Source organism: Exiguobacterium sp. BMC-KP (assembly GCF_001275385.1).
Taxonomy (GTDB): Bacteria; Bacillota; Bacilli; order Exiguobacteriales; family Exiguobacteriaceae; genus Exiguobacterium_A.
In genome coordinates this window covers 386,840-399,797 of record NZ_LGIW01000015.1, presented here as the reverse complement: position 1 = coordinate 399,797, position 12,958 = coordinate 386,840, and the positions used below count along the sequence as shown (strand labels likewise).

Sequence of the window (12,958 nt, the reverse complement as noted above, 5' to 3'; positions counted from 1 at the left end):
TTTAGGATTGAATGAGTTCAACGACGTTGACGTCTACGAGGAGACGATCGATATCTTCCTTCGTACAAAGACCGAAGGAATAAGCAGACGCACTACCAGTTGTTACCGCATAACGGAACGCTTCTTCTGGTGATTTGCCGAGCGCGTGGCTGGCGACGAATCCGGCGACGAGTGAGTCTCCGGCACCGACGGAGTTGACGAGCTTTCCTGCCGGTGTGTTTGCTGTATAGGCGCCTTGACGATTAACGAGCAGTGCTCCGTCTCCTGCAAATGAGATGACGACGTTCTCAGCACCACGTTCAACAAGTTGTTGGGCGTACGGAACGGCCATCTCCTTCGACGTAATCTCGACGTCGAAGATTTCACCGAGTTCATGGTGATTCGGCTTAATTAAAAATGGACCGAGTGGTAAGACTTCAAGCATCGCTTCCTTCGTCGTATCGACGGCGAAGCGAACATTCCGCTCGTTCAAGATCGTCGCGATATGACGATAGAGATCATGAGGTAGACTGCTTGGGATACTGCCTGCGAAGACGACGATATCACCGGCTTGCATCGTCTTGAATCGGGATAATAAATGCTCTAGCTCTTCCGGTTGAATCTTCGGTCCCGCTGCATTCAACTCAGATTCTTGATCGGCACGAATTTTCACGTTAATTCGCGTCTCATCTTGAATTGGTGTGAAGTCGGTTAACACGCCTCGCTTCTCAAGTTCTGTCCGGATGAATTGTCCGGTACTTCCTCCAAGGAATCCGAGTGCTTGTGTTTCTACCTCATAGTTTTTTAGGACGAGAGAGACGTTGATTCCTTTCCCTCCGGCCACTTTTTCCGCCTGTTCGACACGATTGACTTGTCCTGCCTCAAATACCGGTAACGTGACATAATAGTCGATTGATGGGTTGAGTGTCAGTGTATAAATCATTTCGCGTTCACCACCTCTGTGTATTGACTGTATTTCGCTTCTTGCTCACTGGATGTCGTCGTGATGATCGTCGCCGCTTGCAAGGACGCCACCCGACTGAAGCTGATCGCATCCAGCTTCGTCTCATCGACGAGTACATACGATTGTTTTGCTAATTCGATCGCTGTCTTCTTTACGAGTGCCTCTTCCGGATCTGGTGTCGTGAAGCCTTGTGTCGGATGAACACCGTTCATCCCAAGGAATGCGACATCAAAATGGTAAATCAACATTCCTTCACGTGCGTTGTAACCGACGAGTGCTTGCGTTGAATGCTTGAGTTGACCTCCGACGACGAACGTCGGGATACGGTGATAGAGTAACGTGTTCGCTAGAGGAAGACTGTTCGTCACGACCGTAATCACCTTCTCTTCGAGATACGGAACGATGGCAAGCGTCGTCGTTCCGGCATCCAGATAGACATACATGCCATCCTCGATCAGGTCAGCAGCCGCTCGCGCGATCCGTTCCTTCTCTTCGACATGTTGGTCGCTCTTCTCGAAATAACTCGGTTCTTCAATTTGCAAATGGTTCGCTGTCGCTCCCCCGTGCACTCGACGCAAATGACCTGCTGTCTCGAGTTGTGATAAATCACGACGAATCGTGGATTCACTGGCACCGGTTTGTTCGACGATTTTTTGCATCTTGACGACTTCTTCTCGAGCAAGAAGCTCGAGGATGAGTTGATGGCGTTTTTTCGTTAACATAAGGTTTCCCTCCGCATCTTTAATATAAAGCGTTTACATCTAAAAATCAATCAAAAACGTTCAAATTTTATATAAATTCTTTATAAAACGTTCAAAAAGCGACTTTTTTCGACATGAAACCGTTCTTATAGTTTCATTATACATCAAAAACGGTCATAAAATGACTGTTTTATTGAATGAAATCAATCATTTTTTTATTTTCAAACTTGTTCCATAGAAAAACCGCTCTCCGAATCAAATTCGGAAAGCGGTTGATTGAAAATAACGTCATTCAGTCATGAACGTTTACTGTACTTCATTTTGTAGGCGACCGATCCCAGCAATCGATACTTCAACAACATCACCTGTCTGTAGATAGACGGGCGGTTTCATCCCATGACCTACGCCAGCAGGAGTTCCTGTCGCGATGACATCACCCGATTCTAGCGTCATCCCACGTGACACTTCAACCAAAATCGTCACGACGTCACGCAACATTAAGGCAGTTGATCCCGACTGACGGAGTTCCCCGTTCACGCGTGTCTCGACGAGAACGTCACTCGGATCAAAGCTATCCGCTGAGACGATAACTGGACCGAATGGACAGAACCCATCAAGTGATTTGCCACGGAAGAACTGGACGTGTTCTTTTTGTAAGTCCCGTGCGGTCACGTCATTGACGATACTGTAGCCAAACACATGATCAAGTGCATTCTCTGGTGTTAGATCACGACCCGTCGTCCCGATGATGATAGCGAGTTCCCCTTCGTAATCCAGTTGTTGCGTCAAATCTGCATGCCGTTCAATCGGTTCGAACGGGCCGACGATCGATGTCGGGGCTTTTGTAAATAAGACGAATTTACCTGCTCCCGCCGTATCCATCTCTTTAATATGATCAGCATAGTTCTTACCGACACAAATGACGTTTCGTGCCGGAACATATGGAACTAGCTTACGAACATCCCCTTTTAGTAATGGCGCGATATCGAGATCGAGATCGACTTCGAACTCACGTGAGATCACTTCGAGTAGCGAATCCGTATAAACTTGTGCTGTCACATCATATGTAGACCCATCCTGTTCAACCCCGATACCTACTTTTCCTTCTTGCTCAAATCGAAACCATTTCATCCTAAATGCCCCCTTTTGTTTCAGTATAACGAAACTGACAGAACGTCGCACTTATCCTCTTAATCACATGTTCATTCTTTAAATCATTTTACTGTTATTTTCAGTGATAGCACATAAATCATATATGATATTCAATCATCCCTTGATTTTATTGTTGATTCCAATATTTGAAGATCATATAGATATCCTATAGTTCGTATCGAACGAGTAGTAAGTTTGAATGTTAAAACATCATCTCTCATTTTTATTGTTGTGATAAGAAGTTAAATTTTTCTGTAGGAATATGATTAACGTTGATAGGACACTTATATTTTTCTAATACATTTTGGAGTAAAGGAAAAATATCATTCAAATTATTTTTATATTTGAAATCACTATTAACTTCTATGTCAAAATTCCAGCGACATTCTTCTTTATCCTCTAAAAAACCACCCGCCACTATACACAATTCATCATAAGTTTCTTGAGTGAACTCCTCCGATGAAATAATAATTGCCTTGATAAAATTATCATTTCCAAATTCGTCTTCCGAGATTCCATCAATATTCTTTAAATAGGGGAAATCGTCAATTGTGCTAGGACGTTGATAGTCAATCAGTATTAGACAATAGGTAGGTGGTATTAAATAACTATCTCTCAAAAAATATGCTTCAATCGTGCGCAAGTTGATAATCCTATTCAAATGAAAGTTTCTCATTTATTACACCTCATTTCCCCTAAATATTATGAGTTTGATTATTACTAACGTGAACCTTATCACACTATTACATTTATTGGATATATCGTACTTTATTATAGTATATATAACGAAAAATGAGGTAAAATCCCCAACTGAGTCTAGGAACTTTACCTCATTTCAATTACAACACTAGTTACGCAATCCGTTGCGCTAGTCGATCAACGAGAGCCTGCGACTCTTCATTTAATCCAGTGAGTTCAACTTTTTTCCCAAGTCGTTCATATTTCAACACGACGTTTTCAATCGCTTCAATGGCTGAGTCATCAAATAAATGACAGGCTGAGAAGTCGAGTGTGATGAAGGACGATGGATCAGCCTCTAGTCGGAACTGTTCCATAAATGCCGTCGTTGACGCAAAGAACAACGGTCCACGAATCATATAATATACCCGCTCCGTTTGCTCTTCTCGCTCTACTTGAATACGAGAAATTTTTGAAGCGAACAATAACGCAGCAAGTAAGATTCCGACAAGAACGCCCATCGATAAATCATTCGTCAATACAGTGACGAGAACGGTCGCTAACATGATAGCCGAGTCACTCTTTGGTGATGTCTTGAGCATCTTGAATGAACCCCAGTCGAACGTCGCATACGAAACGAAGAACATGACACCAACGAGTGCTCCCATTGGAATCGTCATCAGTAAATCGTTCATCGTAAACATCAACAGCATCAAGAAAACACCTGCTGTCAACGTCGACAATCGACCACGACCACCGGAAGTGACATTGATGACGGATTGACCAATCATCGCACAACCTGGCATACCACCGAACATACCGGCAATGATGTTTGCAATCCCTTGACCGCGTGATTCCATCGCTTTGTTTGATGTCGTATCCGTCATCTCATCAACGATTCGTGCTGTCAGCAATGATTCGATCAATCCAACAAAAGCAAGGGATAAGGCATACGGGAAAATGATCTGTAATGTCTCAATCGAAAATGGGACATTCGGTAAGAAGAAGCTCGGTAAAGCCGCTTCGATTTGTCCCATATCCCCGATGACTCGCGTATCGAGTGAAAAGACGACCGTTAACACCGTCATGATTGTAATCGCAACGAGTGGTGCCGGAATGGCTTTCGTCACGCGTGGGAATAACAAGATGATGGCAAGAGATGCAGCAACCATCGCATACATGATCCAGTTTTGCCCTTCGAATTGAGGGAGTTGCGCCGAGAAAATCAGGATGGCCAGTGCATTGACGAATCCAACCATGACTGCTCGAGGAATGAATCGCAATAATTTAGCGATCCCTAAAAAGCCAAATGTGATTTGTAGAAGACCGGCAAGAATACCAGCAGCAAGTAAATAGTCGACGCCATGATCCTTAACGAGTTGAACGACGACGAGTGCCATCGCACCAGTTGCAGCCGAGATCATTCCAGGACGACCACCGGCAATTGAGATGACGATTGCAATGATGACCGAAGCGTATAAACCGACCATCGGATTGACACCAGCGATCAGTGAAAACGCAATCGCTTCTGGAACAAGTGCCAAAGCAACGACGATGCCGGACAATAGATCCGCTTTTGGTTGCAGGAACCACTCTTTTTTCCATTGAGTAAACATATGATAACCGAGACCCCTTTTCTAACATGAATGGTCTCAGTGTACTGGCATCAGTTTCAAAAAGCAACCCTTTTAGGAATTTTTGGTCCGAATGCGTGCAATCTCATCGACCATTGCCTTATAGGTTGCCATGATTTCCTGACCCGCAAAGACTGGATCTTCATCCATCGTCTCAAGCGCACGGCGAAGGAGATGAATTTTAGGTTTCTTACGTTCGAGTAGTTCCTCATAAATGAAGTCAAGCACCTCTTCATGTGCTTCCTTGGATTCATCGGAAATCGAAGACAACGTGATCAACCGCTTCATATGCGCACTCGTCTTTTCAAATAAATCCTTCCGAATGACGACTTCATCTTGCGGGCGATCCAGCCAGACGGATAAAAAGCGTGGTGGAATTAACTGTTCCTCCGTTCGACTGACATCTTCAACGAGGTGCGTCAATCGATTGAATACATAACGGACGACCCGCTCGGGCTGCGTATTTCGTTCGGATTGGCGGAAGAAGTACATGGCATACTGCAACATCCCGGTATAAATGACAGCTAGATCCAAGAGGTATGGTTCCTTTGTCTGACCAAATAGATCTCGCAGTCGCTCAAACGTCCATTCGATTTCAAGGAGACGATTGTTTTCCATAAATGCTTTGAGTTCTTTTTCGTTCGACGCAATCGCCTCTTCGAATAACGTATACAATTTATATTTTTGCATCAGTTCCAAATAGCAGTTTCCTTGTTGGATGAACGTTTCATAGTCTGAGACATCTCGTCCAACTAAGATTTCTTTACGCGCCGTCCGCATTTTTTCAAAGACAGTATTGAAAACATCGATAAACAATTCATTTTTGGATGAAAAATAGTTATAGAACGTTCCTTTTGAGACATTGCTGTGCTCAAGAATATCCTGGATGGATGTTGATTGATAGCCTTTTTCGACGAATAGCTGATAGGCAGCATCTAATAGTTGTTTCTTTTTTGGATTCATGGTCTTGTCCTTTTCTGTTCAAATGATAAGAATGGTTTAGCAATCACTTATTTTAGTGTATGAAGCAAATAATTTGAAATCATTCGACTTCGACTGGTAAGATAGCCAAGTCAGTTATAGAATTCAAGTCTAACATTTTAGACTCGTAGTACAAAAGGAGCATAACGAAATGCAATCAAGCAAGCAATCATCACGACTTTATTTAATTTTAACTGTCCTCATGGCAGGTGCGTTCGTTGCGGTCCTGAACTCAACGTTACTTAATATTGCCTTACCCTCGATCATGGGATCATTTGGTATCCAGGCAAGCACCGCCCAATGGCTAACGACGGGTTATATGCTCGTCAACGGAATCATGATTCCGACGTCGGCGTTTCTCGTCCAAAAGTTCTCGACGCGTCAACTTTTCTTGACGGCAATGACACTGTTTTCACTCGGTACGATCATTGCCGGTCAAGCACACGTCTTCCCGCTTCTACTCGGCGCTCGTATGATGCAGGCATCTGGTTCTGCGATCATGATGCCGCTTTTAATGAACGTTCTCTTGACTGGTTTCCCGATTGAGAAACGCGGACAAGCAATGGGGATTTTCGGACTCGTCATTACGTTCGCCCCAGCCATCGGACCGACATTGTCTGGTTGGATTCTCGAACATTACGAATGGCGGATGTTGTTCCATCTCGTCACACCAATCGCATTACTCGTCCTGTTCACAGGTGCTTTCTTATTGAAAAAAGAAACAGTCCGCAGCACACTCAAACTCGATTTGTTCTCACTCGTTCTCTCAAGCTTCGGTTTCGGTGGTTTGCTGTATGGATTTAGCTCTGCTGGTTCAGCAGGATGGGGTTCATGGACGGTCATTGGTTCATTGATCATTGGTGTGATCAGTTTGACTTCTTTCATTATACGTCAATTCTTGCTCGAAGAACCGATGCTAGAGTTCGGAATCTTCCGTTACCCAATGTTTGCCTTATCACAAGGGATTTCGATGGTCCTGAACATGTCGATGTTCTCAGCAATGATTCTGATGCCAATCTACATCCAAACAATTCGCGGAATCTCACCATTCCATTCTGGTCTGTTGATGTTACCGGGTGCCATCGTTATGGCAATCATGTCACCCATCACCGGTCGACTCTTTGATCGCTTTGGTGCCCGAATCCTTGCTATCATCGGCTTATCACTGACTGTGTTGACGACATTCTCGTTTAGTCAGTTAGCTGCAGATACATCCTATGCCTACCTCGTCATCATGTATACGTTGCGTTTCCTCGGAATCTCAATGGTCATGATGCCGGTCATGACGAACGGTTTGAACCATATTCCGCAACACTTGACGCCACACGGTACGGCATTGAACAATACGTTGTCACAAGTATCCGGTGCCATCGGATCAGGTCTACTCGTAACAATCATGACATCACGGACGAAACAACACGTCCCGGAATTCGCTTCACAACCTGAAGCTGCTAATCCGGAATGGTTGCAAATGCAAGCGATGATTGAAGGGATCAATGATACGTTCTTCATTGCGACGTTACTTGCACTCGCAGCATTGATCCTATCGTTCTTCATCAAAAAACGACGGACGACGACATTGGCTGTCGTTGAGTCCGTCGATCAAGAACAAAAATATGCATGATTGGATTCTCCCCTGTCTAATGAGACGGGGAGTTTTTGTCTATGCTATAGACTGCTTCTTCCAATTGCTTTCGATTATAAATCCGTTGATTCGTACTCCCCCGAAAGCTGGTCGTTTGATCGAGTTTTGATTGAATGAAAGGACCATCGATTAGTCCATCTACTCGCAGTATAAGCGGATGCCATCGTCGGCGCTGTAGTATCTCTTCTAGTAGATAACCGGTATATAAAATCACATCATAGTCTGATCCAAGTTGTTCGAGAAGTTGCATGAGTGCTGACGTCTGTAACAATGGTTCCCCTCCGGACAAAGTCAAACGACGATTTCCGACCTTTCGAATTCGTTCCGCTGTTTCTTCGATTGTCCATTCCACACCCCCTGCCGGATCCCAGGAACTTGGATTATGACAACCAATGCAGTGATGCGGACAACCGGCGAGAAACAGCACTGTTCGTAATCCTGGTCCATCCACGACAGAATCAGGTAGAAGGGAGAGGACGCGTAACATCATGCTTCACCCGATTCTGCTCTTCTGCTCGTTTCGCTTCATTCCAACGATCTAGCGTACCGACGAGATAGCCTGTGATGCGCCGAATTCGCTCGATTGATGTACTTCCGCAAACTGGACATTGCTCCTCGATCGTCTGCTCTGTTCGGCAATCGAGACAACGGTCAACCGGATGATTGATCGATCCATAACCAATTCCAGCTTTCGCCATCATCCGAACGATATCTTCAATCGCTTGTGGATTTCCGGCAAGCGCACCATCCGTCTCAACATAGGTGATATGTCCACCATTACACAATGCATGAAACGGAGCTTCGAGCTGAATCTTCTCTCGAATCGTGACGGGAGCATCGACGGGAATATGGAAAGAATTCGTATAATAAAGCTGGTCCGTCACTCCTTCAATCTCACCATAGTCGATGAGATCGCGACGCGTAAATTTACCCGATAACCCTTCAGCTGGAGTTGCCAGCAAACTAAAATTCAATCCTGTCCGTTCGCCATAATTGTCGACGACAGTTCGCATCGCTTGAATTAAGGCAACGCCTATTCGGTGCGCGAGTTCGGAATGACCGTGATGGCTTCCTGTTAAGACAGTCAAGCATTCAGCGAGACCGATAAACCCAACTGCTAGCGTCCCGTGTCGCAAAACAGGACCAACGTTATCCTCACCACGCAATGTTTCCCCCTCTTTCCAGACATGCTGATATAAAAATGGAAACTCGTCAGCGGTTCGACTTGCCTGTAGCTCATAACGTGTGAGCAACTGTCTGCAGGCAATTTTGGTTGTCTCTTGGACAGCTTCAAACATTTGGTCGACCGTTTTACTTTGAAGTGCCAAGCGAACGAGATTGATGCTCGTAAACGATAAATTTCCTCGACCCGTAACGGAAGGTGCGTCCCCACGATCCTCGAACACCCGTGTCCGGCATCCCATATACGCAACTTCCGGTCCTCCTACTTCTGTTTGTCGATTGAATGGTGCATCGAGAAAGGCAAAGTTCGGAAACAATCGTTTTCCTGTCACGCGCGTTGCTAGTTGAAACAGGTCGTAGTTCGGGTCGGTTGACGCTAGATTGATTCCTTGTTTGACTTTAAAGATTTGAATCGGAAAGATTGGTGTTTCTCCCTTACCGAGTCCCCGCTCTGTCGCTATCAGCAAAGCACGCTGGAAGAGACGTCCCGCTCGCGTTGTATTCGTTCCGTAATTGACAGACAAAAATGGGACTTGTCCGCCGCCACGCGAATGCATCGAGTTCATATTATGGATGAATGCCTCACACGCCTGAAATGTCTTTTCATACGTTTCTTGCCACGCACGTTGTTCCCGCTTTTGTCGCTTCCATTGCGGGACGAGTTCCTTTAGTTTAATTAATTCTCGTTGATATGTTTTTTCAACGAAGAGTGCTACATCATCATCAAACGTCGCAAATGCTTGTCCACCATGTTGCATGTTCTGATTCGCTTGGACGATGATTGCCGCGAGGGCAAGAGCAGAGCGGATGTCTTGCACTGGTCGAATCGATCCATGTGTCGTCTGAAACCCGTTTGAGAGAAGCTGACCGAGTGGAATTTGAGCGCAAGTCGTAGTTCCGGTGACGTAATAATCTGCATCATGAATATATAAGATGTTATCGTCAATTGCCTGTAAAACCTCCGGTTCGAGTTGTCGTCGCATCATCTGTCGCGCAGCTTCTCCAGCAATTCGTTGTAATTTCGCAAGTGGCGTTTTGCCATCAATGTTTGCATTCTCCTGTTCGATATCCCGAGTTGGTGTCAGTAACGTTTCTAAACTCTCCATGATCCTTCTTCCTCTCTCGCTTTTTTGTTCACTATATCGAGGGTCCAGAAACGTTCGCAATCCCTGCATAATTTACGATTTTTTCAACCGTTTTAGCCATTCTGTCATGAATCTGTCTGATTTATTTCGTAAAAGTCCGTTCCTACCACCATTTATGCAATGTCGTTTCTTTGGACGAATCTCACACGAAGTACGACAAAAAGAAGAGGCACCTGATGTCGCCTCTTCTTCCTCTCTTCATTCCGCTTCGAGTAACGCGTCTGCTGCACTTGGTAATTTAACCCGGAAAACTGTTCCTTCTCCAAGAATCGACTCGACTTCGATGTTTCCATCATGAGCACGAACGATTTCTTTACAGATTGATAAACCGAGACCCGTTCCACCAATCTTTCGGCTATCTGAGTTATCGACTCGGTAAAATTTACTGAACAAATGTGGCATCGAGTGACTTGGAATTCCGATCCCAAAATCACGAACACTCAGCTCGATTTGATTATGCTGATGGGTCATCGTGACGACGACATCGCCACCGTCTGGTGAATATTTGACCGCGTTGTTCAACAGGTTTCCCAGTAATTGCTTCATGCTGTTCGCATCTGCTTCGACCATGAAGTCCTGTTCGTCATTTAAATCAAGTTGCAGACTGTGTTGCTCCGTTGCCGCTTGATAAAATTGAATTTGTTCTTTAACAACTTCTTTGAGATCAAAAATCTGCTTGTCGTACTCTTGTTTTCCTGATTCCATCCGCTGGACGTTCAAGAAGTCACTGACGAGATCCGTCAGGCGTTTTGATTCATCGTGAATCGTCTGCAAGTACCGTTTGTTTCGCTCTGGGTCCAGATCACGTTTCAACATCAGCTCTGTAAAGCCATAGATGGATGAAAGGGGTGTTCTGAGTTCATGCGAGACGGTCGAGACGAGTTCAGACTTCACACGGTCGACCTCTGTTTCAGCTGTAACATCGCGGAAGACAAGAATCGTTCCTTTTGAATGTTCTCCGTGAGCAATGGCTTCGGCATAAACCTGAATAAAATACTCGCCTTGATCAATCGACAAGGAGAACATTCCCTCTGGAATCTCACCGGATAAGACTTCTTCAAAGTATGCTTCAAAGGCTTCCTTCTGATCCATTTGCTCAAACATCGTCTCCGGTCGAACTTCAAGGAAGGTCATCGAATCATTATCCTCTTCGACTTGTAACGACTGGAAGATATCAAACAGAGCTTGGTTTCCTAAAATCGTCTTCTCTTCATGTTTGATATAAAGAATCGCCTCCCGAACGGAATTCAACAGTTGTGCTGTCTCTTTTCGTTCGTATTCCATCTGTTCATAAAGGGACATCCGCATTAATGAAATCGCAATTTGTTTTGAAAACGATTCGAGTTCTGCTAAATCTTTTTGATTGAATGGTGCGTCAAAACGAGCCAGATAGAGACACGCAATCAGTTCTTCCTTCGCCGGATCCATGATTGGAATGACACCTTCGTAAACGTGATACGGATACTTGATGAGATCATCATTTGCGACCTTTTTCGAGGAGTGAGCCGTTTCCTTTGAAATCATGACGCGTTTGAGAAGCAGTGATTCAGTCTTTAAGCTTTCTTGCTGATCTTCTGTCATCTCTTTTGGAACGACTTGGGCGATTTCGTTATTCTTGATCAATAACAATGCCCCGAACTCTGTTTTCGTCAGACGGACGATTGTACTAATGACGGATGAGTAATCAAATAAACTTTCTTTTGAAGCAAGTGTCTCGATTAATTCATTCCGATCTTGTAAATGAAGCTCATTCGTCCGCGTCACTTCAAGCGCTCGTTCAAGTTCATTTTGTTTTTGTTGTAGTACCTCTTGATTGTGTTCCATCTCTTGATTCTTCGCTGATAGTTCAGCGTGTTGGGAGGAGATCGAACGCGCCATGCGGTAAAATGATGCCGTCAATTGACCGACTTCATTATGACTATCGACGTCATGTTCGAGCGAAATCGACTTTCCTTCCGCAAGACGCCGACTTTTGACGTTCAGTTCTTGAAGCTGTGACGTCACCTTGTGAATCAACGGGCGTACGATGAACAATAGACAAAATAAAAAAATCAGCAAGTTCAACGACCAGAACCATTGTGTCTTTTGCAACTGGTCAAGTACTTGTTCTTTCGTTCGTCCTGCGGCGTTATCTACATATAAATAACTGGCAACCGATGTGATGACACTTAGTGCAAAGACACTATAGAAAATCGCCATCAATTGTCTGCCTAATTTCTCAGTCATCCAGTGTTTCATATTCATAAATCCTCCTAGCAATAAGTTGCCCTTCGTTCAAGATTGTTTCCTCCTCTTTCTCTATCACCTAGTGATTCCCGGAAACACCTATCTTGAATCCTGTCTGCTCAGGCGGGCGAGAGTTCAATTCCGGTCACAAGGGCGATGGCATCGACAATTTGTCCTTTTGTCAGATCGTCCGTCTTAATCTGCTGACTGAACAGTGGATCGGACAGTTGGCGCAATCGTTGCTCCGCTTGTTTTCCACCCCAAGAATTCGGACTCTCAAGACGACTGATGAGTCGACGTTTGACGGTCGCCTCCTTTGCCATCAGTGCGATATGACGGACATCATGACCACTATCGCGTAACGTTCCGATGATTTCCTGAAAATACTCCGGATTCGTCAAGGTCATCGGCACGATGATCCGGGCATCCTCTGTATTGAGCTGTTCGAGTAGTTGTCGATTGAATGTTCGCCAAAGCGGTTCATCCTGAAAATCGTCTTTATTTTCCGGCAGTTGCGCTCGTAAAAAATAACCCGTCTCTTCCGGGTCAAAGATATATGAGCCACTCCAGCGTTGTTGTAACCCAGTTGCTGCTGTCGTCTTACCGACGCCAAACGTACCGTTAATCCAGATGATCATTATAGTTTCCTCCACTCTGTTTTCTGTTTTACT

The 12,958-nt window shown here is 44.8% G+C and carries 11 protein-coding genes; 1 reads left to right on the top strand and 10 read right to left on the bottom strand.

Annotated elements, in window-relative coordinates:
* Nucleotide 1 precedes the first annotated feature (1 nt).
* The 6 genes from pfkB to ADM98_RS07500 all read right to left on the bottom strand — a co-directional run bounded on the left by pfkB (nucleotide 2) and on the right by ADM98_RS07500 (nucleotide 6,071).
* Nucleotides 2-922 (bottom strand): 1-phosphofructokinase, encoded by a 921-nt coding sequence (gene pfkB / locus ADM98_RS07525; protein WP_035408794.1) that lies wholly within the window; start codon nucleotides 920-922, stop codon nucleotides 2-4.
* The gene (locus ADM98_RS07520) at nucleotides 919-1,665 is read right to left on the bottom strand and encodes a DeoR/GlpR family DNA-binding transcription regulator (protein WP_053452930.1); all 747 of its coding nucleotides are present in this window, start codon (nucleotides 1,663-1,665) and stop codon (nucleotides 919-921) included. The genes pfkB and ADM98_RS07520 overlap by 4 nt, the downstream gene beginning before the upstream one ends.
* Nucleotides 1,666-1,950: 285 nt before the next feature.
* A complete protein-coding gene (locus tag ADM98_RS07515; RefSeq protein WP_053452929.1) occupies nucleotides 1,951-2,775 on the bottom strand; it encodes a fumarylacetoacetate hydrolase family protein in 825 nt (274 codons plus the stop codon).
* A gap of 244 nt (nucleotides 2,776-3,019) precedes the next feature.
* The gene (locus ADM98_RS07510) at nucleotides 3,020-3,439 is read right to left on the bottom strand and encodes a hypothetical protein (RefSeq protein ID WP_152910960.1); all 420 of its coding nucleotides are present in this window, start codon (nucleotides 3,437-3,439) and stop codon (nucleotides 3,020-3,022) included.
* A gap of 208 nt (nucleotides 3,440-3,647) precedes the next feature.
* Nucleotides 3,648-5,090, bottom strand: coding sequence for a SulP family inorganic anion transporter (locus ADM98_RS07505; RefSeq protein ID WP_053452927.1), 1,443 nt, complete (start codon nucleotides 5,088-5,090; stop codon nucleotides 3,648-3,650).
* A gap of 72 nt (nucleotides 5,091-5,162) precedes the next feature.
* Nucleotides 5,163-6,071, bottom strand: coding sequence for a TetR/AcrR family transcriptional regulator (locus tag ADM98_RS07500; protein ID WP_053452926.1), 909 nt, complete (start codon nucleotides 6,069-6,071; stop codon nucleotides 5,163-5,165).
* Between the two features lie 169 nt (nucleotides 6,072-6,240).
* On the opposite strand from ADM98_RS07500, the gene ADM98_RS07495 reads away from it, so the two are divergent.
* Nucleotides 6,241-7,713 carry a DHA2 family efflux MFS transporter permease subunit gene (locus ADM98_RS07495; RefSeq protein WP_053452925.1) on the top strand — a complete coding sequence of 491 codons (1,473 nt, stop codon included), beginning with the start codon at nucleotides 6,241-6,243 and terminating at the stop codon, nucleotides 7,711-7,713.
* Nucleotides 7,714-7,729: 16 nt separating this feature from the next.
* Here the strand turns inward: ADM98_RS07495 and ADM98_RS07490 are convergent, their stop codons facing one another.
* The 4 genes from ADM98_RS07490 to ADM98_RS07475 form a co-directional block, all read right to left on the bottom strand.
* On the bottom strand, nucleotides 7,730-8,224 hold the full coding sequence (locus tag ADM98_RS07490) for a 4Fe-4S single cluster domain-containing protein (protein WP_235504848.1): 495 nt from the start codon (nucleotides 8,222-8,224) through the stop codon (nucleotides 7,730-7,732).
* On the bottom strand, nucleotides 8,193-10,022 hold the full coding sequence (locus ADM98_RS07485; RefSeq protein WP_053452923.1) for an anaerobic ribonucleoside triphosphate reductase: 1,830 nt from the start codon (nucleotides 10,020-10,022) through the stop codon (nucleotides 8,193-8,195). The genes ADM98_RS07490 and ADM98_RS07485 overlap by 32 nt, the downstream gene beginning before the upstream one ends.
* Nucleotides 10,023-10,259: 237 nt before the next feature.
* Nucleotides 10,260-12,299: an ATP-binding protein gene (locus ADM98_RS07480; RefSeq protein WP_053452922.1), complete on the bottom strand. Its 2,040-nt coding sequence runs from the start codon at nucleotides 12,297-12,299 to the stop codon at nucleotides 10,260-10,262.
* 107 nt (nucleotides 12,300-12,406) lie between these two features.
* Entirely contained in the window at nucleotides 12,407-12,925 is a 519-nt protein-coding gene (locus ADM98_RS07475; RefSeq protein WP_053452921.1) for an AAA family ATPase, read from the bottom strand.
* Nucleotides 12,926-12,958: the final 33 nt, after the last annotated feature.